This is a genomic window from Methanimicrococcus stummii (assembly GCF_032594435.1).
GTDB classification, from domain to species: domain Archaea; phylum Halobacteriota; class Methanosarcinia; order Methanosarcinales; family Methanosarcinaceae; genus Methanimicrococcus; species Methanimicrococcus stummii.
Genome location: NZ_CP131062.1, coordinates 1,749,847 through 1,774,274, shown reverse-complemented (window position 1 = coordinate 1,774,274; position 24,428 = coordinate 1,749,847). Strand labels below are relative to the sequence as shown.

Genomic DNA, 24,428 nt, shown 5'->3' with positions numbered 1-24,428 from the left:
AAATTTTAAACTGTTTCGCCTAACTTTGTTTTATTTGAAGATTTGCATAAGGGTTTGCCGTATCACTGAAAACAAAAACCGAAACATCGGTTTTCCCGAATTTTCGGCAAAGCCGAACTCCCGATGAAACTCTAAAAAAAGAAAATTTGAATGAAAAAAGGAGTTCAAGTTTTTTATGAAAATTAAAGAAAAACGATGTTTCGTTTTTTTCCGAAAATGACTGATTGAAAAGACAGAACAACCACCTCCGGCGACGAGTTTTGCGAGCGCAGCGAGTCAAAAGGAGGAGATGGAGATTCGCACCCATACGTCAATGAAAATACAAATCGGTCGTCATCATTTAATTTTTTAAAATTCAAATATAGTTTTCTTTTAAATTTTCTTTTTCTTTGAAAACCTCTCCAAATTTTGTATTTCGTTCGCCGCTTCGCGCCGCCCGAAATCCAAAATTTGTAGTCGGGTTCGCTGTATTTCTGACAACAAAACCGAAACATCGATTTTTTCAATTTTTTTGGCAAACCCGAACTCCCGATGAAACTCTAAAAAAAAGAAAATTTGAATGAAAAAATGGAGTTCAAGTTTTTTATGAAAAATGAAAGAAAAACGATGTTTCGTTTTTTCCGAAATTGACTGATTGAAAAGACAGAACAACCACCTCTATCGACGAGTTTTGCGAGCGAAGCGAGTCAAAAGGAGGAGATGGAGATTCGCACCCGTAAGAATAAATGAAAAGACTGACACAGCTCACGGTTTTGTCTTAGATTATATAATTCAGTAATTTATTTTCTTTAAAATTTGCTTTTTCTTTGAAAACCTCTCCAAATTCCGATTTTGTTCGCCGCTTACGCGTCGCCCAAAATTCGTAATTTGGAGCGGGGTTCACTGTATCACTGAAAACAAAACCGAAACATCGGTTTTTTCAAATTTTCGGCAAACCCGAACTCCCGATGAAATTCTAAAAAAAGAAAATTTGAATGAAAAAACGGAGTTCAAGTTTTTTATGAAAATGAAAGAAAAACGATGTTTCATTTAACAAAAAAAGATTGAAAAGACAGTTTCCCGTCTTTTCAAGAACATTTTAAAAACAATTCAATTCTTTTTCTTCAAATAATAAGCGACACCGGCAATGACAATAATCAAACCAAGGCCGAGAATCAAGTACAAAGTCCAATCGGTTCCTTCTTCTTCGCCGTAAGCATCAGCATTTCCTGAATCAGCATTCGGATCGGAAACGACATTCGGAATGTCGGAAGTTTCGCGAATCGTATCATCTTTTAAACCCGGAATTTCGGCTGTTGAATTAATAACGCGAACATTTTCGCCGCCAAAACCGGAACCGCCGCCCTGTTTCACGGGATCTGCCGGAACATAATCACGTGTAAAAAGAGGATAGGTTTGTCCTTCAACAATAAACCAAACAGTATCGTCATTGAGATTATCGGAAATATCCCAATCGGCAACAACTTTGCCGTCTGCCAGATAGGTTGCAATTTTCTTCATTTCGGTTGAAGAAGCAACTTCAGATCCGTCAATATTCGTCGTGAGAGTTTCTGTTTGAGTTAAATAAACACAATCTGTGACGGTTGGTTCAAAATAATATGAACCGGCGATTCCTCCGATATCTGTGCCTGTTGTTCCTTCACTGAAAGAAACAGTTCCCGCGAAATAACTTGACGAAAATTCAGATGAAGCATACCAAACATGTCCGGCAAGACCACCGACATAATTATTCGCTTTAACATTCGCCGTTGAATAGCAGTTTTCGATTTTGCCGTTAAAATCACCGACAAGACCGCCGGCACGATCACCCTCAGCAGTCACCGTAACAGCACCAGCACCGTTTCCTGAAACAGAACAACTATCAAAAGTTCCGTCCGAAACATAGCCGACAAGACCGCCTGCATTATCAACTTTAGAAGCTATCGAAATGTCACCTAAAACAGAACAATTATCAAAAATACCATTGGAATTAACATTGCCGACGAGACCACCGGCGCCATGTCTATTTGCAATGATTTGAATTTCGTTTGAATCTGAAAGAACTGAACAATTTGTAAATTCAGAAAGACCGTAGTTCACAAAACCGACGATACCCCCGGCTGCATCGTTATTGGAAATGACAGAAATGGATGCGGAACAATCTTCGAAAACAGAGTCGTACCAGGAATTTCCGACCAATCCGCCGACAGCCCAATCCTTGGTTATGGAGAAATCGCCATCGGTTTGAATGGAACATCCGATAAGCTGACTGTCATTAATTCGCCCGACTAAACTGCCGAACGGAACATTACCTGTTGAACCTGTCGCGGTTAAATTGCCTTTTGCAATAAGCTGAGCATTTTTAAAAACTGCATTTTTGGAAACACCGAATAAACCTGCACCGCCGACTGCGGAGGCAGGATCTTCATAATCAAAATCGGTATCTTCCATAAAAGTAATTGTAAAATCGTTGCCATTAAAAGTTCCGGTGAACGGATTGCTGTCATCACCGATAGAATCCCACGTGCCGCCAACAATTTCAACATCAGCGATTAAATAATAATCAGCGTCCATCGTGTACCAATAATCATTTGCTGTATCATAATCATTGGAACCGATTTTTTTAAGTTCAACATCCGTTGAGATTGGAATTGTGTTGCTTCTCAATGCAAATAATTGAGGATAAGCGATGTCTTCTTGAATGTACCAAGTTTTTGAAGCGTCGGGCGCATTTGAAATGTCCCAGCTTGAATAAGTTGTGACTTTCTTCATGTCAGCGGAAGAGACGGATGTTCCAAATAATGTCGTCGGAGTTGCGCCTGTGGTTCCGACATCAACAGAATCACTTGAATAAAATGAATCGGTGACGGTTGGTGTCCCATAAGGAGAACCGATAATTCCGCCGATATAGGAACTGCTGTCTGCACCGCTTCCGAGAGAAACGGTTCCTGTGAAATAACTTGATGAAATATCACAGACAGATGGAGAAATTGCGTACCCTAACCCAATTAAACCACCTGCGTAAGACATTGCTTTGATTGTTGCTGTTGAATAGCAATCTGTGATTGTACCTGATAACCAGCCGACTAAGCCGCCGGCATACCTATTTTTGGCAATCACGGAAACATCGCCCGAAACAGAACAACCAGTGAAATCAGCATTGTTGCTAACATAACCGACAAGACCGCCGGCATTATTATTTTCGGCAGTCACGGAAACATCGCCGGAAACAGAACAATCTTCGAAAACACCATTTTTAACATAACCGACAAGACCGCCGACAGAATAATTACCTGTAATTTCAAAATTGCCATTCGATGTTAATGAACAACTATTCATTGAGAAATAGTTAGGAGAACTGACATTAACATTTCCGATTAAAGATCCGATACAATAATAATATGTTGAGCTGATTTCATTTGTCAAATCAGATTCAAGAACAACATTGATATTTTTAAATTCAATGACATCCGTTGCGGAAGATTTACCGACAGTTCCGAATAAACCGAAACCGTCATAATTAGTACTGCCGCCATCGAAATTCTTAAAAGTCGTCGTTCCCGTCGAACTTGCAAAAGTGATGGAATATCCCTGACCGTCAAAAGTTCCGACGAACGGTTTGCTGATATTGCCGATAGAGTTCCATGTATCATCGGTAATTTCAATATCGTTTATTAAAATGTAATCGCCGTCTAACGGATAATTAGTTTCATCAATTCCGATTTGTTTCAAATCGCTTGCTGAACCGATTTCAATCGGAGCGGCGAGAGCGATTCCGCTCATCAATACGAATGCAATTAAGAGAATTGCAATTAAAGAGATTGATTTTAGAATTTTCATACCCAAGCCTTCATTAATTTTTTAAACCAAAATGTTATTGGAAAAGTTTTGTAAATAGTTTTGAATGTTAATTAAAAGTAAGCACGTTAAAAAGATTTGGAAAAAATAAATACTTTTTGTAAATCGGAAAAATTGGAATTAGAAATTTTAAACGGTTTCGTTTTTTTGTTTTATTTGAAAGAACGAAGTGAACAAAAGGAGGCGTTGGAGATTCGCCCCCCACGAATTTAACGAAAACATAAACAGAACAGTTGCAGCCCGAAACACAGCTTTCGCTCACCAAACGAAATTTTCAAAAAAAAGAAAGTAAAAATGTGTCTTGCGACACACTTTTTTTAAATTATTCTTCAACTTTAATGTGGGCTTCAAGGTGAGCGACGTTTCTGAATTCGCCGCCTTTTGCCTTTCTGTAGAATTTACAGTAGGTTGTCTTGTCGATGGTTTCATCGGCGCGCATTTCTTTGAGTCTTCTTCTGAGTGCGCGGATTTTCTTCATCCACAAACCTTTGCTGTATGTTCTGGCGCCTTTCTTACCCTTTCTGGAACCGGGACCTTTTCTGTGGCCGTACTTGCGCTTTTCAGCGACAAGTCTTGCGCGTCCGCGGCTGACACCTTTGACTTTCTTGGCTTTGATGGCGCCTTCGGCGATTAATCCGCGAATGTCTTCACGGGTAATTGCCTGGCCGATCTCTTCCATTCTTGCCGGGTCGAGCCAAACGCGGTCAGAACCGCAGTCGAGAACCTGGGAGGCCATTCTTCTCTGGTTTTTCAAATTCGCCATAAGATTATTCCTCCTTTCCCGGGTTTAAGACTTTAATGTTGAATTCCCTGCATTTCGCAACGATTTCAGCTCTCTTCTTACCGCCGACTTTGCCGCCGATTCTGACAGCTTCAATCTCGGGATCGACGAGAACAAGGTCGTCCACATTGTAAACCAAAACCTCATCGTAACCGGACGGGTGAAGACCTTTCGTTAAGACAGGGCTTCCGTAGCCGACAGTTGCGATACAGCCTTTACCGAGGTAGCCGCGGCGCTGCTTGCTCTGAAGACCGCGCGGGCGTCTCCACGATTTTGTCAATCTCTTGAACTTGTGGTGGTTTTGTTTGTGGAAAGACGGTTTCTTGCCTTTCTGAACTTTTCTGACTTTGAACAAACGTCTGAACTCAGGGTCCGCATCAAGCAAATTGGTTGAGACAGCGGGTGCGTCAGCATTGACGTTTTCAACAGTTTCTTGAATATTTTCTTCTGTCATTTAAATCACCTTTATTTCTCCACCACATAAATTCCGTCCTGGAAAACACGCGGGTCAAATCTCTTGATTTTGGTTTTCTGTTCGATGTTTGCCGTTGTCTGGCCGACATCTTCCTTGCAGATACCCGAAACAACAACGCTGTTGCCGTTGATCTTGACAGCGGTGCTGCCGACAATCTTCGCAACGCGAGACTTCTTTTCCCCAAGGAAATTGTTAATCACGAAAGTTTTACCTTCGACTTTTGTCTGCATCGGGAAGTGAGAGTAAACGATGTTCATCTTGTACTCGAAGCCTTCCGTCACGCCTTTAATCATGTTGTTGATGTGAGAAGCGTAGGTGCCGACCATTGCCTTGTAATTCTTGCGTATGATTTCGGAATCAACAAGAACTTCGCCTTCGTTGATGGAAATCACAATGCCGGGATAATACAATTCTTTGGTGTTTTCGCCTTTGGGACCTTTAACAGTCACGACACGGTTGTCGTATGACACGGTCACGCCTGCGGGAACTTCAACTGATCTGGAAATTTCTTTTGCCATTTTTCAGTTTCCCCCTTAGTAGACATAGGCAAGCAGCTTTCCGCCGACATTTTGTTCACGTGCTTCGTGGTGAGACAAAACACCTTTAGACGTGGTCAATACAAGAACGCCGAAGTTCTTTGCGGGCAAATATCTCTTTTCCCACTTCTCGAAATCATCGAGAGTCAGGGAGTAGCGGGGCTTAATCGCGCCGCAGTCGTTGATTGCGCCTGCAAGTTTCACTTCAAAGACACCGGCTTTGCCGTCTTCGATAAATTCGAAAGACTCAAGGTAGCCGCCTTCTTTCATCACGTTCAAAACATTGCCGATCACTTTAGAAGCAGGGCGGATGACACAAGAGGTCTTTCCGACTTTTTCTGCGTTCTTAATAACGGACAATGCGTCAGCCAAGGGATCAAATAATACCATATCTTGTCACCTCAGCTGTATTTGTTAAAGCCCATCTTCGGGGCAACTTCTCTGAAGCAGTGTCTGCACAAGTAAATGCCGTATTTGCGGACAAGCGATTGCTTGCGGCCGCAGCGTTTGCATTCATTTGCACCTCTTCCGAAGCTCTTCTTAGTTTGTACCATTTTAGACGACCTCCACACCGTAATTTTCCGTCAGGAATGCGATTGCATCTTCCTTGTTCATTTTGTGTCCGGCAGGGACTTTTCTCTTCTCGATACGTCTTTTGCTGATTCTGTCACCGGGTCTTTTGAGGACGACAACGACGTCCATACCAAAAACACCAATGTTCGGATCATACTTCATACCGGGGAAATCCGTGTGTTCTTCAATACCAAAGGAAACGTTTCCGTTGATATCGAATTGGGAGGCTCGAAGAGTGTTCTCGACAATGCCTAAAGAGGTTGTGAGGAAGCTTTCCGCGTTCTCGCCTCTTAAAGTCACTTTACAGCCGATCGGCTCTTTTTTACGAATGCCGAATGCCGGAGCAGTCATTTTCGCGAAGGCGCGAATAACTGTTTGTCCGGTGATTTCCGCAAGTATGTTTTCTGCATCGACAAGGTGCTGACCGCTTTCGCCGACACCCATGTGGACAACGACTTTTTCAATGACAGGAGTTCTCATAGAGTTTGTCATATTTATTCACCCAATTTAATAACTGGTTTGTCTTCACCGATTACGAAAACATAGTTTTCGATGGTTTCAATATCTGAATCAATTCCTGAAATCGTCACGACATTGTTCTTAGAACTTTTGATGACATTGATTTCTTTGAGCGTTCCGACCATACCGCTGTGACGGCCGCCTGTGATCATGGCGAGGTTTCCGACCTTGTATTCCAACTTCTGGAGAATTTGTTTGTCCGGAAGTGAAATTTTAATCGTGTCCTTGGTTTTGTAGTCTTCGGACGCGAGGATGTTGGTTCCGTCGTGGAGGTTCAACTGAGTTTTGCCGCCCTTCACGGTGGTCTTGTTCAATATTTTGCAGACCTTGAATTTGGCGCGCTCATCGTCAATTGTGTTGAGATAGAGACGGCCTTTGGAGTCCTGCAACATACGATAATACTGATTGTTTGCCGGAATTGCAATAACGTCGAAAAGACCGACCGGGAACTTCAAGCTCTTGCGGGCGGTGCCGTCAACGAGAACCTTCTTTTCCAAAAGGATCTGCTTGGCTTCTTTAGCGTTATCCACAATCTTTAACATGTCGCGCAAAATGACAACGAGCGGAAGACTTGCTTGTTTGCTGTGCGGACCGGGGCTTGTTGCCGTAATCCATTTGTTAGTCTTTTTCGGGACTCTCCAGCTGGTCGGCATTGACATTCTCTTTTGGTGCATTTAACTCACTCCTTTCCGCGAATGCGTTCTTCGCGCGTTTTGTCTTTCAGTTCGAGCTTCGTGATCATCACGACGGACGGGTAAACCGGTCTCGGGACTTCTTCGCCGTTCACTTTCGTGGAGACGACACCGGAGACATGGATTGTGCCTGCGTGGAGATCGACTTTTTCAACTTTTCCGGACACGCCTTTGTAGTCGCCGCGCATAACGGTGACAGTGTCGCCGGTAATGACGGGTGCTGAGCGCGTGTTGTATTTGACGGACAAGTCGCTGCTGAGGCGTGCGCCCATGAATTTCTGCTTCTGGTGAAGCGGGGCGTTGTATCTTGCCTTTCTTTGTTTTCTGGGTTGTTTAGATGTAGTAAACATTTGAAATCACCTCAGACAACAATAGAAGCGGTTGTACCGACTTTCGGGAAACGTTCTGCAACTTCTCTGGCGACCGGACCTTTAATGTCGGTGCCTTTCGGAATACCGGATTCGTCGACGAGAACCATCGCATTGTCTTCGAAACAAATGCGGATACCGTCGGGTCTTCTGATTTCCTTCTTTTGGCGGACGACGACCGCGAGAAAGATCTGCTTTCTCATTTCAGGCGTTCCTTTCTTAACGGAAACAACGCACAAGTCGCCGACACCGGCACGCGGGTATCTGTTTTTGACACCGCGGTATTTTTTAACGGAGATAATCTGAAGGACTTTCGCGCCTGTGTTGTCAACGCAGTCAATGCGTGCGCCGGCGTTTAAGGCTCTCGGAATGTTTGAGCGAATTGCTTTCATTCTTTAGCCCCCTCAACTTTAACAACGACAAATGATTTTGTCTTGCTGATCGGGCGGCACTCTGCAATCGTCACAACGTCGCCGACTTTCGCGTTTAAGCAGTGGGGGTTGTGCGCGTGCATAATTGTGCGGCGCTTTTCATATCTCTGGTACTTGGGTACCATTTTCTCATAACTTCTTTCGATGACGACGGATTTGTCCATCTTGGTGCTGATGACGGTGCCGACCAGGATCTGCCCTCTGACAGGGAGTTTTCCGTGGAACGGACAGTTAACGTCGTCGCAAACCTTTGTGGGTTCCGGAACGTCTAATCCAATATCTCTTGCCATAAATTTAGCCTCATTTTCTTGATTTCTTTAAGTTCTTTATCCGATTTTGGGGTTGTGAGAGCGTGATGTTTCCATCGATTTTTACGGATATGTTACGGCCTGTTTGAGAGATCCTTTCCGGAATGGTAAATACGAATACCGTTCCCGCCTTGGGAACGATGACAACGCGCGAATGCGCGGTGTCAATCGGCTCCGAACTTGTTCGGAGCTCGGTGACAGAAGTGAGATCGGATTGAAAATCCGTCTCAATTTCAAGCGTATTTCGGGTTTCGTCAACGACGAGTCCGGAAAGACCGTTTATTGTCGGGTCGCAAGAACTGTCCACCTTAACAAGCAGTCCGATCAATTCGTGATAGGGCAGCTCTGCAGGTGTGATCTCAATTTGTGTCATTCGTTATGAATTATCTTTCATCTCAACTTGAATCGTCTTGATGCGTGCGACTGTTCTTTTGATTTCACCGATGCGTCCCGGGTTTTCGGGAGCGCCGCCGGCGGAAGTCAAAGCGCGTTCGCGGATCAATTCGTCATTCAACTTTTTGATTTCGTCAATTCTTTCGTCTGCTGACATCTTGCGGATGTCGCTGGTTCTTAAGATTGCCATTATTTCTTAGCCTCCTTGTGAACGCGGGCCATCGGGTGCCAGTAGTCGTATTCGTTGTGTTTGTGCTGCCAAACGCCTTCAACGAGTCTTCTGATTTCGTCAATGTCGGAATCTTCGACAACGATTTCGTCGCCTTCGCCGGCGGATGCGCCTTCTTCGACGCAAACTTCGGCAACAACTTCGGTTTCGGTGACTTCAACAGCGACAACGTCGCCTTCTGCATCAACAACTTCCGTCACGACTGTTTCTTCAACAACAACTGTTTCGGGTTCGCACACTGCTGCGTCTTCTGTAACAGCTGCTGTTTCGGCTGCTGCTTCTGCGGGCGCGGCGGTGTTTTCTGCGGCGGCAACTGCATCGTCCGCTTCGGGCGCTGCAACGACGCCTTCAATCATCTTGAATGCGTCGGGCAAAATTGCACCGGGCTGAACGATTTTAACACGGCAGCCGAGAGTTCCGAGTTTCTTGACGGCAACGGCGTAGCCGGTGTCAACGATCTGCTCTGCCGGGTGGCCGGAGTGCTTCACGTATCCGTCAATGAATTTTTCGGTTCTGGCACGGGCGCCGGTCAATTTACCGGAAATGATAACTTCACAGCCGAGCGCACCTGCTGCCATAACGGCGCGGATGGTGTTGGTACCGGCTTTTCTGAAGTACCATCCTCTTTCAATTGAGGAAGCCAAACGGTTGGCCATAATCTGTGCGTTGAGCTCGGATTTTTTAACTTCCTGAGCGTCAATTTGGGGGTTGTCGACACCGTAGATGTCAATAACGTCCTGTGTGAGTTTGCGGATCACTTTGCCGGCTTTTCCGATAACCATACCGGGTTTTTCGGAATAGATCGTAATCTGTGTGCCGAGCGGCGTTCTGCTCATGTTCATTCCGCCGTAGCCGGATCTGCCGAGCTGCTTTGCGAAGTGTTCATCCAAAGAAGCTTTGGTGTAACCGTCTTTCACGAATTTTTTCTCAACTGCCATATTAGAGCACCTCGCTCAAAATGATTTCAATGTTCACCGTGGTGGTGTTTTTCGGAGAGGCGCGTCCGCGAGCTCTGGGGAAATATCCGCGAATGACTCTTCCTCTGTTGGCACGGATGCTTTTGACATACATGCGGGAGGGTTCGAGTCCTTTGTATTCGGCGTTGCTTTCCGCGTTTCTCAAGACTTTTAACACTTCAACGGAGGCGTTGACGGGGTATTTACCGTTGGCCATCGGTCCTTTCTTGTGACCGGAGCCGTCGGTGTGTCTCTTAAACGGAACTGCCTTTTTCATGACAACGACATCATTGAGGAATGCCTGCGCTTGCGTCAGTTTCATTCCCTGAATGTGGTGGCAAATTTCTCTTGTTTTCTTAAAAGAGATATGGAGTTCGGAAGCCGTTGCTTTGGAAGTGGATTCCGGATCGGCTTTTACTGCATAGTTAAGTCTTCCCATTTTTCACACCTCACTTCAACGGAACGAATTTACTGGAACGGGTTGCACCGACACCTGCGCTTCCGTGGGAAACTCTGTTTCTTGTCGGAGCGAACTCACCGAAGCGGTGAGCAACCATTTCAGGCTGGATTTCGATGCTGACAAACTTCTTGCCGTCATAGACGGAAATTGTTTTGCCGACCATTTCCGGAAGAATAATCATTCCGCGTGTGTGCGTTCTGATTTCCTTTCCGTCACGCATGTCCGCAAGGGCTTTCTTTTGGACTTCCGTGAAACCTCTCTTAATCGTTCTTCTCTCGCGTGAGGGGAGAAGTTCTGCGAATTCCTCAATGCTTAAAGCCTGAAGCTCAGCAATGGTTTTTCCGCGGTAAGTATACTCACCCTTACGCTTCGGTAATCTTGATGATCCTGATTTTTTTGCTGCCATAATATCACCTTAACGTCTCTTTCCGGTTCTGCGCGCGGCAATGTGACCGACTTTAGCTCCCGGGGGTGCGTTTCTGCTGACTGTTGTCGAGCGCGTGGGGTGCTGTCTGTTACCGCCACCGAACGGGTGGTCTCTCGGATTCATAGCGACACCTCTGACACGCGGGAATCTCTTTGCACGAACTTTCATTTTGTGGAATTTCTTACCTGCTTTAAGGAACGGTTTTTCAACACGTCCGCCGCCGGCAACCACACCGATCAATGCGCGGCATTCGGGGTTGAACCATTTCAACACACCGGAGGGCATTTGAACGGATGTTCTGTTTTCTTCGTGAGAGACAACGGTTGCATAAGTTCCAGAGGATCTTGTGAATTTTCCGCCGTCTCCGGGCTTTCCTTCAATGTTGCAGACCAAAACACCCTCGGGGATCTTTCCGACCGGGAGAATGTTTCCGGCTTTCACTTCAGCTTCGGGGCCGCAAGCGACTGCCTGTCCGACAGACATGCCTTCGCAGGCGATCAAAAGCTGAGAGACACCGTTGTCAAAGAAAACTTTAACGATCGGCGCGGCTCTTGCCGGGTCGTGTTCAACATCGATGACGGTTCCGTTTAAGGTCGTACCGGCAGCCGTCACGGGATGCATTAATTCTGCTTTAAATTTATGAGAAGGCGCGCGGAAAGTCGGGCTTCCTTTACCTCTTCTCTGTGCGATAATTCGTTTACCCATTTATACCACCTTATGCCAATCCGAGCCTGGTCGCAATTTCGTGGGCTGCATCCGGCTTTTCGAACGTGATGATTGCTTTTTTCTGTCCTTTCATGGTGGTCATGGTTCTGACGTTTGTGACCTTAAAACCGTAAAGCTCTTCCATGTCGGATTTGATCTGGTGCTTGTTGGCACGGAAATCGACGATGACCTGAAGTTTACTGTCTTCCATGTGGAGCATGGCCTTTTCTGTAATGAACGGATATTTAATCGACATCATTCCAAAACACCTTCCTTTTCTGTCAGTTGGTCGATGGCGGCTTTTGTCCAAACGGTCAAACGGCCTGCGTGTGTACCGGGCGCGAGAAGCTCTGCGTTGAGTTCCGCAACGGTTGCGACATCAACACCGGACAAGTTTCTTGCGGCTTTGGAAACAGCTGCATTCGGGCCTGTAACGAGCAAAAGACTCTTTTTGTTCTTGTATTTTCTTCCTCTCATTTTACCGCGGCCGGCACGGATTGTACGTCCGACTTTTGCGCGGATGACATCGTCGTAAACGCCGATGGCTTCAAAGAAAGAAACGACATCTTTTGTTTTGGAAATTGCTTCAAAAGCGTTGTCGGCAACAATCGGAAGTTCTTCAGTCATGAAGATGTGACCGCGTGTGATGACGAGATCTTCGTTGCAGGTTGCAGCGATTGCGGATCTGACAGCCATGCGTCTTTCCTTTTTGTTGACTTTTTCGGAATAATCCGTTTCGGGTTTCGGCGGGTGGGCGCGGCGACCTCCTTTTGCGTGGGGGATACGCGCTGCGCGGGAACCGTTGACAATTCTCGGGACGTGAGAAGCGCCGCGGCCTGAACCCCAGCCTGTTGCAGAGGTCTGCATGCCGGCGTAGAGTGTGGGACCGTACGGGTGTCTTCTGTTTGCCTGAGCGGCCAAAACGGCTTTCTTGATAAGGTCCGGGCGGTAATCTTCGGAGAAGACTGTCGGAAGTTCAATTTCGCCGACCGGCTTGCCTGATAAATCTAAAATTTTTGCTGTTGCCATTTAATTCACCCCTGCTGAGACTGCACGCTGATGTGAACGAGTTGCGGCTCACCCGGCTGTGCTTTCTGGTATCTGATCGGGTCTCTGATGCGGATCAATCTTTTGGCCGGGCCGGGAACGCTTCCTTTGATAAGGATGTATTCGCCGCTGACAAGACCGTAGTTGATAATTCCGCCTGCGGGCGTAATTTCAGCGCCGTCTTCGCCGATCTTCAAAATGCGTTTGTTGTATTCGGTTCTCTGGTGATAGCCGGTCTGACCCATTGCGGGAACTTGCCACTGCACGTGTGCGGGGCGGAACGGACCGAGTGTACCGATCTGTCTCAAGCTGCCCTGACGGGAGTGTTTTCCTTTCATGAGGGAAATGCCCCATCTCTTAACGGGACCCTGTGTTCCTTTACCGGTCGTAATGGCTGCTGTGTCGACGATTGCGCCGTTCTTGAAGACATCGGTGAATTTGATTTCCGTGCCGAGAATAGATTTGGCGTATTCGAACTTAGCGCTCATGTCGGTACCGCTGATGCCTGTTTCCATGACATCGGGAACTTTCTTGGGAATGCTTGCGATTGATTTGGGCTGCGTGTAGGTAATGACACGAATGTCGGTAACATCGCCGCTTGCAATCAATTCTTCGATCTTGGCAAATGCGTCAGCCGTCTTGTCGGTTTTCGGGACGCGTAATCTGCGTTCCAATTCCGGTTCAAGGGCGGTTGTCCAGGCTTCTGCTGCTGCGACTTCGCCGTATGTGTTTTTCACGTACGCGCGGATAGCTGCAACATGGATTGCGGGTGTTTCGATAATGGTTACCGGAACAGAAATTTCCGCACCGTTGGTAAGACTGTTCTTGATGTCATCGATCATAATGACATGAGTCATACCTGCTTTGTATCCTGCAAATGCCTGTAATTTGGGTTCCCCGGAGGCTTCCGGCCAGGATCTGAATCTGGGGATGTGGCTTTTTGCTCTCTTGCGAGGGCTGTAAGCGCGTGAACCTCTGTCAGGTCTGTGTATGCTTGACATTTTTTGACTCCTATGGTTATACTGTCGAATTCCCGGGAGCAAAAACAACTAGGTCAGACATCATGGCAGATTTGAAAAACCAAAAAACGCAAAAACGATTGAGAAGTAAAAAAGAACAATAAAGAACATAATCACTTTTCGAGTGAATTCTTTAATGACTAATATATTACACTTCTTAACCGGATGCATAAATGAGCGCTGCATCGGCAGCTCATTTCGGTTAATCTAATTTAATCCATCCACAACATCGACAACGAAAAATATTAATTTATAACATTTCCGTGTTTCCCGCTTAAAAAGCGAGATCGGGCATTCATACGAATTGGCCCTGACACTTATGTTGTTCCTACGAGTTCTCACCGGATTAATATTAGACAAGCGGATTTCGCTTGTTAATAAGTAAGACGGTCTGAGAATAGAATAAGTAGTATTTAAAGATATTCCATGAAAAAGGAATGATTTCAAAAAGAAAATCAGGAAGAGTCAGAAAGGAAAAATGAAAAAGATTTTGGATTTTCATTTTACTTCTGACTTTCAGTTATTTGACATTTACTTTTGACTTATGATTTATTTCGACTTTTTATCTGTTTGATCTTCATTTACTTTTTGGTTTACGGTTTTTGTTTCCCGAACATTTCTCTTCGGCGGCCTGAAATACCGGCTGAAATTATAGCGCGGATTGTGCCGGATTTCTTTGATTTCTTCCGTTTGTTTGGCTTTTTTCTTTCTGCCGAATTTGAGTGTTGTTTTACCTTTGTCATTGGAAGACCAGTAGAAGTAACTCGAGAAGAGAATATATAAACCGCCGACGATCGGCGTCAAAATGGCGCAGACCGTAAAGACGATGGAATAGTAAGAGAGAACGGATTTGCGGTAAACTGATCGTGAATTCAATATGATTTGAGCCGCCAAATCGTAATCCAAATTGCCGGCAGTTTCTTCATCGTTAAAGTAAGTGTGATTGACAGCTGAAATATACTGTTTTGCATCGTCGAATTTAGCGACGTGTTCGTAATAAATCAAACTGTCAGTCGGCAGCGGATCTTTGGATTTGTAAAGATATTGAAGTTTGATATTCGGCATGAAAGAGGTAATCACCGTGATGATTCCGAGTGATGCGAAAACCAAAAAACTCCAAAAATAAATTGTCGCGATTTCCGGACGGTACGGCGTTTCATCGTAAATACGAAAAGCACCGATGATGAGAACGCCGAGAAGTGTGACAATGATTGTGTTTTTGGCTTCAGCGTAACGAAGCCGCTCAAGAATCATATCATAAGTTTGATAAAGAAAATCCCGCACAATAATCCACCCGTTGAGTATTAAACGATAAAATATACAATTAGAATATGCAATTAAAACATACAACATAATTAAAACATACAACATAATTAAAACATACAACATAATTAAAACATACAACATAATTATAAAATACAATACAATAAAATAGGCTGAAAAGGATATATAATTTTTGAAACCTGTCAAAACCCGAGTTTTTTAAAAATACGAAGCCGACTGATTTAAAATAAAATATGAAGACATGAATAAATTTAATCAAAATTGAAGCTATGAAAAGGTATAAAAAGTATACCAAACACATTGAACAATGATAAGAATAATTATATAAAGAAAATAATTTTTAAAAGAGATGTATTTTTAAAATGAAAATACTAAATTTGAAAAGTGAGAATATATAAACTGAGAAATAATTATTAGAACAATGGGCGAACATATGTAAAACAAAGAAAAACAACTTTAAAAGTTATAAAAACAATTTACATTGAAATTAAGCTTAAAATAAGCTTAAAATTAAATTTAAAATTAAACTAAATTTAAAATAAATTTAAAATTAAACTTAAAATTAAACTAAAGATAATTTTAACAAAACGAACTTAAAAACGAACCGGAATAATAAAACGGTTTAAAAAACGCAGCAAAAATGATTTAAAAACGAAACGAGGAGTTGAATTATAATGGATAAAAACGAAAAAACGCCGGCTCAATTAAATTTTCAACTGACACCGGAAGATGAGGAAATGAAAAAAGAAAATGATTCTTTTGACGCGCTTAAGCAATTCGAAGCGGAAATCGGGTATGTTTTTGATGACATATCACGGCTTGAAGGGGCTCGCATTCAAGCGTCAAACAAAAGGACCGCCTTTTTTGGGGACGCGGTTTTGGATTTTATCGTTTCGGAATTCTTGTTTAAGAATTACACGGAATTGGAACAGGGGCAGCTGACAAGTCTGAAATCTCATTTGGTTTGTGACGAAAAGCTTGAAAAAATTGTAAAGAAAAACGGATGGGACGAGTATTTAATCATAGAAAAAGGAATTGTTGGGCGATCCAAAAAAATGAATTCAACATTTTTGGAAGCGGTCGTCGGTGCGATTTACTTGGACAGTGGGCTTTCCGAGACGGAAACCTTTGTTTACCGATTTATCGTCAATAAAAAAGAAGCCGAAAAATCAATGAAATCTTTGGTTTCGCCAAAAGTGAAATTGTATGAATTCTGCCAGCAGCATTATTCGGGATTCCGCCCGGAATCGTTTATGATTTCAGAAGACGGACCGTCTCATGACAGAACATTCGTGATGGGATACCTGCTCCCGAAAGAAATCACCGGACTGAAAAATGACATTGCCGGCGAAGGCGAAGGAAAAACGAAATCCGATGCCGAAACCAAAGCCGCCGAAAAAATCAACCGCCAGCTGATTCGAATCGGTTTGATGGAAAAATAACAAAAGGTAACATAAAATGAATCTCCCGAAACTGAATCATATGATGTCAAATGCAATTGACGCTGCGGCTTTAATCGCGATGGGCAAAACGTTTCGGAATGAAAAAGAGCGCAAATTTATTTCAAAAGTAATTCCCGCGCTGAAAGAAGATTCAAAAAGAAGAGACGCGTTGGAAACGGAAGGAATTCATATTCCGCCGTTTATCATCACCGGCATCTCGGCGCAATGCAATCTCCGATGCAGCGGCTGTTATTCTCGCGCGTTTGATGCTTGCGGCGACAGCGATTCGCCGAAAAGCAATGAAATGTCGGCTGACGAATGGAAAAATATTTTTTCGCAGGCGGATGATCTCGGCATATCCATTATTCTTTTAGCCGGCGGCGAGCCGATGATTCGAAAAGATATTTTAAAGACCGCCGCCGAATTTCCTCAAATTATTTTTCCGGTTTTTACAAACGGAACGTTGCTTGATGATGAAATGATTCGCTTTTTTGATGACAATCGGAATTTGATTCCTGTGTTAAGCATCGAAGGAAAAAGAGAGGAAACAAATTTACGTCGCGGCGGCGGTGTTTATGAAAAAATTGAAGCCGCCGCTGAAAAAATGAAGGCGGCGGGCATTCTCTTCGGCGCGTCAATCACGCTGACAAATCGAAATATTCAAACGGCAACAGATGTCGAATTTGTCGGAAATTTGGAATCAAAAGGATATTCGTTGGTGTTTTTTGTCGAATACGTTCCGGCGCAATCGGGCAGCGAAACGCTTGTTTTGACCGATTTTGACAGAGAATTTCAGGGAAAGCAAATGAAAACGCTTCGGTCCAAATTCAAAAATATTATTTTTATGGCGTTTCCCGACGATGAAAAATATCTGGACGGCTGTCTTGCGGCCGGCCGGGGATTTTTCTACATCAACGCGTCCGGCGGCGCCGAGCCGTGTCCGTTTTCACCATATTCGGATGTGAATTTAAAAGACCATACGCTTTTGGAAGCGTTAGAGTCACCGCTTTTCAGAAAATTAAGAGAAGACGGCATTTTAGAACAGGAACATCACGGCGGCGGATGCATTCTTTTTGAAAATAAAGATGCAGTCAGCCGATTTATTCAGTTGAAGTAATTCGACAAAAATTTGAATGATGCGGTTCATTTGAATGTGATGAAATACATCGCCGCCAAAAAAATGATTCTGCCGGTGAAATACGAAATTGATATTTTCGGCAGCACGCATATGATGAACATTTACCGCGGCTGCGACCACGGCTGTATTTATTGCGATTCCAGAAGCGAATGCTATCAAGGCGGCCGCCCGGAAGGGGATTTCGGAATCGTTCACGCGAAGGAAAACGCACTTTTTTTAATTGATCGGGAACTTCAAAATCGGCGAAAAGCAAACGCGCCTGAGATGGTTGTCGGAACGGGGTCAATGAGCGACCCGTACAACAGTTTTGAAAAAGAATACGAATTGACGCGCGGCGCGCTTAAATTATTTGATAAATACAAATGCGGCGTCGGTGTCATTACAAAATCGGCATTGATTTCAAGGGACGCCGCCCTTTTCGCGTCAATTTCAAAACATTCGCCCGTCAACATTGGAATAACGATTACGACGGCGGATGCCAAAATCAGCAAAAAAATCGAGCCGAATGTTTCAAACCCGGCCGAGCGTTTTGAAGCTGTCAGAAAGTTGGCGGATGCCGGCGTTTTCTGCGGCGTTCACATGAACCCGCTTTTGCCGTTCATCACCGATACCGAAGAAAACATCCGCTCAATCGTTGAAAACGCGGCGGAGAACAATGCCAATTATGTTCTTTGCTACGGCTTTGGAATGACGCTTCGAAAAGGAAACCGTGAATATTATTATGAAAATTTAGATAAAGAGTGGCCGGGCTTAAAAGAAAAATACATGAAAAATTACGGCAGCGCCTACGTTTGCAATTCCGAAAACGCGAAAATGCTGGCCGAGTTTTTTAAAAACGAATGTGAAAAACACGGTTTGCTTCATCGAATAAAAGACATTAACGCCGCGTGGAAAAAAGAAAAGCCGAAGCAAAAGAAGTTGTTTGAGTTTGAATAAAACCTGTTGAATGAAATCCAATCTTGAACAGAAAATAGAATTAATTAAAACTGAACGAAAAACAAAACTAATTAAAAACTGAACGAAAAACAAAAAATAAAATTAAAACCGCGTTTGCGGTTTTAAAACTTTTTTAAATTAAAATTTGCGTCCTTTCAGATACAAGCAAACGCATAATCCGACAATGACGAGCCCTGCCGCCAAGATGCCGATTAACATTTTGTTTGAACCGCCTTCATCGCCGTCGCCGTCGGATCCGAATCCTTGATTCTCGCCCTGCGGCGTGTTTGCAACCGGTTCGTTTTCGCTTGTTTCCGCTGCCGCGCCCGAGCTGCTGCTGCCGGATGCGTCCGTTGCAACTGCGCTTGTCGTGTCAACGACAGTCGCAGAACCTGTTCCGCTGCCACCGCCGCTCGTCTTCGAGACAGTTGCCGGCACAGGAATCAAATGGGAAGCATCGCCGGACATGTCAGCGTCCTGATAAAGGAAAATCGGAAGCAAGAAATCTTCATTTGTTCCGAGCATCCAAACGGAAACATCAAAGTTTTCCCAAACAGAACCGGAATCGCCAAAAGTATTCCAAACATCAGCGGATTCGACATCGTCACCGTTTTCAGCATCAACATCGTCGAATAATCCCAAAAGATTTTCCATTTCATCCCATGCGTAAACATCATCGATTATTAAATCGAAAACGGTTCCCGCAATCACACCGATGATTCTGCCGGCAGCTAACGGGCTGCTGACTTCTTCATTTAAAGCGAAACTGTTTGAAATTGTTAAATCCAGCGCGTCGCCGTATTCGGCGACTAAACCGCCGGCAACTTCCGTCTCGGCAACGACTGCGCCTGTTGCGTAACACTCGTCAATGAGACCGCCTTTCATCGCGCCGACTAAACCGCCGGCTTCCGAATCAGCGAAAACGTCGCAGTCGGAATAACATTGAACCAAACTGCCGTCTGAGAGGAATCCGACAAAACTGCCGGCGTGGTTTGCGGCCGCGGTGACCGTTCCCGTAACGGAGCTTTCGGAGATTTCAGTCACGCCGTTTGCGTGGCCGATGAGACCGCCGACATTTCTGTTGCCTTCGATAACAGCGTCAATCAAATGAATGTTTGAAATTTTTGCATTTTCGGTAACACCGAAGAAACCGACATTGTTTCCGGTAGAAACGACGCTGAAATCAGAAATCGCAAAAGCGAAATCTTCATCGCCTTTGAAAGTTCCCGTAAACGGTTCGTTTTCGGTGCCGATCGGATCAAGAGAAGCACCTTCCATGTCGATATTTGCATCAAGAACATAATCGGCATTCAAAGTCCAAGCCTTCATTTCACCGTTGTAATCTCTCAGGAATTTACCCGAGCCGATATTTTCCGGCTGAGATTTTAAGCCGACTGAAATTGTTTCAGGCTGATGAAGCGCCGAAAGGCGCGGATAAGATTCGTCTTCGTAAATATACCAGATTTTGTCAAGAGACTCATTGCTGATGTCCCAGCCGGTAAAAGTTGTGCTTTTCATCATGTCTGCTGTTGTCTTAGGCGTTGCATTTTTGGAGTCAGATTTTTCAGCCGTTGTTGTGTCGTAGAAATTGCCAGATGAAGATACTAAAAAATAAGTATAGCCGATGAACCCGCCGGAATTTGATGTTCCTATTCCGGTAACTTTTCCAGTAGAATAAGAAGTTTTAACGGTTCCTCCATTACCATTGCCGATTAAACCACCTGTATATCCGCCGTTAACAGTTGTTGTTGCCGATCCCGTCGCATAACAATTCGAGATGATAGAATTTAGATACATTACTCCGACAAAACCGCTTGCATTTCCTCGTGATGTCACATTTCCGGTCGCATAACTTCTTTCAATCGTTGTATAGTCAATAGAGCCGACAAGCCCCGCAGCTTCACCGCGTGTATCCCAAATGTCGCCTGTTGCAAAACATTCAATAACAGAGCTGTTTTCCAAATAACCGATCAAGCCGCCGACATTATAGTTGTAAGACGGAGACGCTGTCACATTCAAATCAGAATAGCAGTTTTGAATCGTCGTATAAACACCGCGACCGATTAAAGCCCCTGTATGATAAACCGCCACAGTACCCCCATTGCTGCCGTTTAATGAAACGGTTCCGCCGGATTCGAGTTTAGTAACAGAGCAATTTGTAATTGACGGTTTAGAACTTGATGTACCATTGATAACGCCGACAAGAACGCCGGTATAATTACCGCCGGTTTTCAAATTAGATGCGACAACAATTGTTACATTTTCGAGTTTTGACGTGCCTTTAATTTGACCGAATAAGCCGTATCCGTCCATATTGTTGCTGCCGGATCTTGCAAATGTAATTCCCGAAGGATTGTTAAATGTAATCTTTTGACCGTTGCCGTTAAGCATCCCGGTAAAAGGCGCGCTGTTATTACCGATTGCCGACCAAGTCGATTCAGTAATTTCAATATCGTTCATTAAAATGTATGAATTGCTGAGACCGCTTTTAATTTCTTTAAGCTGATCAACTGTTGTAATCTGATAAGGATCTGCTGTCGTTCCGGTGCCGGTGCCGCTGAAAGCCGCCGCCGTTCCGCTGAGTAAAAACAAGATTGTAAAAACAGCCATTGCTATTGCTGCATATTTCGAAATTTTCATGATTAGGTAACCTCACCTGTTTTTAATTATTTTTCAACAACTGATTCGTCCCTCTCATGAACAAAAATTCATCGAATATAATTGTTAAAATAGCTTGCTTAGAATTCAAAAATTGTATATAATGATGTCGACAAAAGATATTCTACTGCCCCCGATTACAGTGAAATATGTTTGAAAATGAGACAGAAATTCGAATGATTTTTGGAAAAATCGAAAAACTTCCGAAAAAAATTCATTGAAAAATCAAGATGGTGAAAATTGAATTTTTTGCGAACAAATTATATCAGATTGAGCGTATAGAAAATACAAGTTGAAAAACACAATTTTTAAAAACGATTAAATGATTCAAAAACAATCGGGCGAAAAACATGGCAATTGATTGGACGATTTTTCAGGAAATTTATCACATTCTTTTAATTGTAATCGTTTTTCTGAACCTTCTCGCCGCGCTGACGATTGTTTTTTATGAACGGCGCAGCCCGCAGATTGCCGCCGCTTGGATTTTGCTTTTGCTGTTTCTTCCGGTTCTCGGCTTTGTCGTGTATGTTTTCTTCGGGCGGCATCTTTACGGCAAATACAAATACGGGAAGAAAACGGAAGCCGACAATCAATTTGAACAGATTTCGTCCTATCAAATCGAACAATTGAAAACGTCGGATTTGAAATTGACGGATGCCGGGAAAAACTTTGAATCCACCATCGCGCTTTTGCTGAATCAGGATCATGCCGCGTATTCAACGAATAACGCCGTTGACGTTTACATTCACGGCGAGCAAAAATTTAAGGAAATGGAAAATCTCATCCGCGGCGCGAAACATCACGTTCACATGGAATATTATATCATTCGAGACGATCCGCTCGGCCGAAGAATTATGAAAGCTTTGACGGAAAAAGCGGCGGAAGGAGTTGTCGTCCGTGTTCTTTTTGACGCGGTCGGCGTTCACAAAATCGGTCCCGATTTTTATAAAGATTTGAAAAACGCCGGCGGCAAAGTTTACATTCAGTTTCCGCTGCTGGTACCGTTTATTAACACGCGCATCAATTACCGCAATCATCGGAAAATTTTAGTTGTTGACGGCGCTACCGGTTTAATCGGCGGCTTTAACATCGGCGAGGAATATCTCGGGAAAGGGCCGCTCGGTTATTGGCGGGACACGCATTTGAAAATCTGCGGCGGCGCGGTGGCAAGCCTTCAAAAAAGATTCATTAAAGACTGGAATTTCGCGGCTGAAAAAGATGCGATCAAAGACGATTCAAGATATTATCCGCAGGAAATTACAAAACCGATTGGTGAAACCGCGGTTCAGATCGTCTCTTCCGGGCCCGACTCTGAAAATGCGGCGATTTATAGCGGTTTTTTGAGTTTAATCGGCCGGGCGAAAAAATCAATTTACATTCAAACGCCTTATTTTATTCCGGACCAAAGTATTTTTGAAGCACTTCGAATCGCGATTTTATCGGGAATCGATGTCCGGATTGAAATTCCGTGCAAAGCGGACATGCCGTTTGTGTACTGGGCGTCGTTTTCATACCTGGGTGACCTGATTCGTCTCGGCGCGAAAGGATACACTTACAGCCACGGTTTCATCCACAGTAAAACGGCTGTTATCGACGGCGAAGCGGCAACCATTGGAACGGCGAACTGGGACATTCGAAGCTTTAAGCTGAATTTTGAAACAAACGCTTTCATTTACAACAAAGAATTCGGGCAAAAAATGAATGAAATCATTTTGGACGAATTGGAATCGGACTGCACGCAAATCACCGCTGAAATTTACAACAGCCGGCCGTTTTCGGTGAAAATCAAAGAAGGCTTTTTCAGATTGATTTCACCGCTTTTGTAAGCAGAAATAAATACAGTAAAAGCATTCAAAAGATTATGTCAATGCACGAAACAGAAGATTTTTATGAACTCATTTTAAACGGCGAAGTCGATGCCTTTTTTGAATTGATTCGCAGCTTTAACATGGATTTCGGCACTTTAAAAGGTATGTTTTTGTTCGGCGGGATTTATGACAACATGACACCGGAAGGCCATGAAAAGATGATGGCGTACGACATTGGGCAAACGGAAAATGAAGATGCCAAGAAGTTTGTCGAAGATTACAGAAATTGGTTTGAAAACAAAGACGATGTCGCCTATTACGTTAAAAAAGCGCACGACAGCATGAATATCGAACAAAACATGTCGGCGGCTCAATATTATATTCAGAAAGGACTTGAAATCGATTCGAAAAATACGCCTTTGAAATTGTATGAAATTTACATTTTTCTGAACTACGCTGAGGACGAGGAAGGAAATCCGCTGATAAAGGCTTATTTGGAAATCATAGACATGATGATTGAAAACGGAATAGACCGCTCTGAATTAGTCGCATTCGCCCGCTATTTAAAAGCGGCCGCCTATTATCGTTTGGAAGAAAAAGAAAAGTCAAAAACCGAAATGAAAAAAGCAATCGAACTCATGCCGGAATATCAAGCGGTTTATGAGGATTATTTCGGAAAAAACGACTGATTTAAAAAATCAATAAAAAACAAAACCGGTAATCAAAAAAATAATCGAATCCGATCAAAAACGTAAATAATCCCCTTGATTATGTTTTTACATTTTTATCTTTTTTTAGCAATCGAATCCGTGTTATACGATTCAATGAAATTATCGGAACATAGGATATATATAAAATAAATAGAATTATCTAACGTTTTTAAAAATTATTTTTAATAAAAAGTAAAAACGTAAAACGTATTTTTATTTTACCGTAATTAAAATTATTAACATGATATTTAGAGGGGACTATTTTGGTAAAAATACAGACTTTTAAGCAGTCGATCAGCGTTTTGATTTTGGCGGCACTTTTGCTTTTCAGTTTAACAGGAACGGCGGCGGCGGCGATTAATCCGCCGGAGAATTTTATGGCAGATTTATGGGGCAGTTCCATTGAACTTAATTGGGATTATGAACCTGCTGCTGTTGGCTATATCATAGAGCGATCTACAGATGATTTTGCGACAATTGAAAAAACTTACACAATAACAGGCACCTATCAAACTTATTATGAAGATTATGAAGACCTGTCTCCCAATACAAAATATTATTACAGAATCGCCAGCGTTTCATCAACAAATGAAAAAGGATGGAGTCAGCCAATAGACATAACATCACCGAAAACAATTCCCGGAAAAGTTCAAAATGTTGTTGCAAAGGCAATCATTACAGACAATATCATATAGA

Annotated in this window: 28 protein-coding genes; 6 read left to right on the top strand and 22 right to left on the bottom strand. The window is 43.6% G+C overall.

From position 1 onward, the window contains the following. Positions 1-1,089: 1,089 nt before the first annotated feature. The 21 genes from MmiEs2_RS08155 to MmiEs2_RS08055 form a co-directional block, all read right to left on the bottom strand. On the bottom strand, positions 1,090-3,819 hold the full coding sequence (locus MmiEs2_RS08155) for a GLUG motif-containing protein (protein ID WP_316559369.1): 2,730 nt from the start codon (positions 3,817-3,819) through the stop codon (positions 1,090-1,092). 340 nt (positions 3,820-4,159) lie between these two features. Beyond that, positions 4,160-4,600: a 50S ribosomal protein L19e gene (locus tag MmiEs2_RS08150; protein ID WP_316559368.1), complete on the bottom strand. Its 441-nt coding sequence runs from the start codon at positions 4,598-4,600 to the stop codon at positions 4,160-4,162. A gap of 4 nt (positions 4,601-4,604) precedes the next feature. Continuing rightward, a complete protein-coding gene (locus MmiEs2_RS08145) occupies positions 4,605-5,072 on the bottom strand; it encodes a 50S ribosomal protein L32e (RefSeq protein WP_316559367.1) in 468 nt (155 codons plus the stop codon). 11 nt (positions 5,073-5,083) lie between these two features. Next, a complete protein-coding gene (locus MmiEs2_RS08140) occupies positions 5,084-5,611 on the bottom strand; it encodes a 50S ribosomal protein L6 (RefSeq protein WP_316559366.1) in 528 nt (175 codons plus the stop codon). A gap of 15 nt (positions 5,612-5,626) precedes the next feature. After that, positions 5,627-6,019 (bottom strand): 30S ribosomal protein S8, encoded by a 393-nt coding sequence (locus MmiEs2_RS08135; RefSeq protein ID WP_316559365.1) that lies wholly within the window; start codon positions 6,017-6,019, stop codon positions 5,627-5,629. Positions 6,020-6,030: 11 nt separating this feature from the next. Further along, on the bottom strand, positions 6,031-6,183 hold the full coding sequence (locus MmiEs2_RS08130; protein ID WP_133517082.1) for a 30S ribosomal protein S14: 153 nt from the start codon (positions 6,181-6,183) through the stop codon (positions 6,031-6,033). Between the two features lies 1 nt (position 6,184). Further along, positions 6,185-6,682, bottom strand: coding sequence for a 50S ribosomal protein L5 (locus tag MmiEs2_RS08125; protein ID WP_316560248.1), 498 nt, complete (start codon positions 6,680-6,682; stop codon positions 6,185-6,187). Positions 6,683-6,696: 14 nt separating this feature from the next. Next, complete coding sequence (locus MmiEs2_RS08120) at positions 6,697-7,395, bottom strand: 30S ribosomal protein S4e (protein WP_316559364.1); 699 nt, start codon at positions 7,393-7,395, stop codon at positions 6,697-6,699. A gap of 5 nt (positions 7,396-7,400) precedes the next feature. Continuing rightward, positions 7,401-7,763, bottom strand: a complete 363-nt coding sequence (gene rplX / locus MmiEs2_RS08115; protein ID WP_316559363.1) for a 50S ribosomal protein L24 — start codon at positions 7,761-7,763, stop codon at positions 7,401-7,403. 11 nt (positions 7,764-7,774) lie between these two features. Further along, a complete protein-coding gene (locus MmiEs2_RS08110; protein WP_316559362.1) occupies positions 7,775-8,173 on the bottom strand; it encodes a 50S ribosomal protein L14 in 399 nt (132 codons plus the stop codon). Further along, entirely contained in the window at positions 8,170-8,502 is a 333-nt protein-coding gene (locus tag MmiEs2_RS08105; protein ID WP_316559361.1) for a 30S ribosomal protein S17, read from the bottom strand. The genes MmiEs2_RS08110 and MmiEs2_RS08105 overlap by 4 nt, the downstream gene beginning before the upstream one ends. A gap of 10 nt (positions 8,503-8,512) precedes the next feature. Then, the gene (locus tag MmiEs2_RS08100) at positions 8,513-8,893 is read right to left on the bottom strand and encodes a ribonuclease P protein component 1 (RefSeq protein ID WP_316559360.1); all 381 of its coding nucleotides are present in this window, start codon (positions 8,891-8,893) and stop codon (positions 8,513-8,515) included. Between the two features lie 3 nt (positions 8,894-8,896). Further along, positions 8,897-9,103, bottom strand: a complete 207-nt coding sequence (gene rpmC, locus MmiEs2_RS08095; RefSeq protein WP_316559359.1) for a 50S ribosomal protein L29 — start codon at positions 9,101-9,103, stop codon at positions 8,897-8,899. Continuing rightward, on the bottom strand, positions 9,103-10,080 hold the full coding sequence (locus MmiEs2_RS08090) for a 30S ribosomal protein S3 (RefSeq protein ID WP_316559358.1): 978 nt from the start codon (positions 10,078-10,080) through the stop codon (positions 9,103-9,105). Before MmiEs2_RS08090 ends, rpmC begins: the two co-directional genes overlap by 1 nt. A gap of 1 nt (position 10,081) precedes the next feature. Then, the gene (locus tag MmiEs2_RS08085) at positions 10,082-10,537 is read right to left on the bottom strand and encodes a 50S ribosomal protein L22 (RefSeq protein WP_316559357.1); all 456 of its coding nucleotides are present in this window, start codon (positions 10,535-10,537) and stop codon (positions 10,082-10,084) included. 10 nt (positions 10,538-10,547) lie between these two features. Further along, the gene (locus MmiEs2_RS08080) at positions 10,548-10,964 is read right to left on the bottom strand and encodes a 30S ribosomal protein S19 (protein WP_316559356.1); all 417 of its coding nucleotides are present in this window, start codon (positions 10,962-10,964) and stop codon (positions 10,548-10,550) included. Between the two features lie 9 nt (positions 10,965-10,973). Continuing rightward, the gene (locus MmiEs2_RS08075) at positions 10,974-11,690 is read right to left on the bottom strand and encodes a 50S ribosomal protein L2 (protein WP_316559355.1); all 717 of its coding nucleotides are present in this window, start codon (positions 11,688-11,690) and stop codon (positions 10,974-10,976) included. Between the two features lie 10 nt (positions 11,691-11,700). Next, entirely contained in the window at positions 11,701-11,949 is a 249-nt protein-coding gene (locus MmiEs2_RS08070) for a 50S ribosomal protein L23 (RefSeq protein WP_316559354.1), read from the bottom strand. Then, the gene (rpl4p, locus tag MmiEs2_RS08065; protein ID WP_316559353.1) at positions 11,946-12,719 is read right to left on the bottom strand and encodes a 50S ribosomal protein L4; all 774 of its coding nucleotides are present in this window, start codon (positions 12,717-12,719) and stop codon (positions 11,946-11,948) included. The genes MmiEs2_RS08070 and rpl4p overlap by 4 nt, the downstream gene beginning before the upstream one ends. 5 nt (positions 12,720-12,724) lie before the next feature. After that, positions 12,725-13,738, bottom strand: coding sequence for a 50S ribosomal protein L3 (rpl3p, locus tag MmiEs2_RS08060; RefSeq protein WP_316559352.1), 1,014 nt, complete (start codon positions 13,736-13,738; stop codon positions 12,725-12,727). 567 nt (positions 13,739-14,305) lie between these two features. Beyond that, positions 14,306-15,040, bottom strand: coding sequence for a Pycsar system effector family protein (locus MmiEs2_RS08055; RefSeq protein WP_316559351.1), 735 nt, complete (start codon positions 15,038-15,040; stop codon positions 14,306-14,308). A gap of 674 nt (positions 15,041-15,714) precedes the next feature. On the opposite strand from MmiEs2_RS08055, the gene MmiEs2_RS08050 reads away from it, so the two are divergent. From MmiEs2_RS08050 to MmiEs2_RS08040, 3 genes are read left to right on the top strand one after another with little or no spacing between them, the layout of a single operon-like run. Then, a complete protein-coding gene (locus MmiEs2_RS08050) occupies positions 15,715-16,482 on the top strand; it encodes a ribonuclease III family protein (RefSeq protein ID WP_316559350.1) in 768 nt (255 codons plus the stop codon). A gap of 16 nt (positions 16,483-16,498) precedes the next feature. Then, the gene (locus MmiEs2_RS08045) at positions 16,499-17,599 is read left to right on the top strand and encodes a radical SAM protein (protein ID WP_316559349.1); all 1,101 of its coding nucleotides are present in this window, start codon (positions 16,499-16,501) and stop codon (positions 17,597-17,599) included. A gap of 39 nt (positions 17,600-17,638) precedes the next feature. Then, on the top strand, positions 17,639-18,556 hold the full coding sequence (locus MmiEs2_RS08040; RefSeq protein WP_316560247.1) for an SPL family radical SAM protein: 918 nt from the start codon (positions 17,639-17,641) through the stop codon (positions 18,554-18,556). 138 nt (positions 18,557-18,694) lie between these two features. On the opposite strand, the gene MmiEs2_RS08035 is transcribed toward MmiEs2_RS08040, so the two are convergent. Further along, the gene (locus tag MmiEs2_RS08035; protein WP_316559348.1) at positions 18,695-21,196 is read right to left on the bottom strand and encodes a GLUG motif-containing protein; all 2,502 of its coding nucleotides are present in this window, start codon (positions 21,194-21,196) and stop codon (positions 18,695-18,697) included. A gap of 368 nt (positions 21,197-21,564) precedes the next feature. Here MmiEs2_RS08035 and cls point away from each other — a divergent pair, with 368 nt between their 5' ends. The 3 genes from cls to MmiEs2_RS08020 all read left to right on the top strand — a co-directional run bounded on the left by cls (position 21,565) and on the right by MmiEs2_RS08020 (position 24,427). Continuing rightward, positions 21,565-23,040, top strand: coding sequence for a cardiolipin synthase (gene cls, locus MmiEs2_RS08030; protein WP_316559347.1), 1,476 nt, complete (start codon positions 21,565-21,567; stop codon positions 23,038-23,040). 41 nt (positions 23,041-23,081) lie between these two features. Continuing rightward, the gene (locus MmiEs2_RS08025; RefSeq protein ID WP_316559346.1) at positions 23,082-23,711 is read left to right on the top strand and encodes a hypothetical protein; all 630 of its coding nucleotides are present in this window, start codon (positions 23,082-23,084) and stop codon (positions 23,709-23,711) included. 284 nt (positions 23,712-23,995) lie between these two features. Then, positions 23,996-24,427 (top strand): fibronectin type III domain-containing protein, encoded by a 432-nt coding sequence (locus MmiEs2_RS08020; protein WP_316559345.1) that lies wholly within the window; start codon positions 23,996-23,998, stop codon positions 24,425-24,427. Position 24,428: the final 1 nt, after the last annotated feature.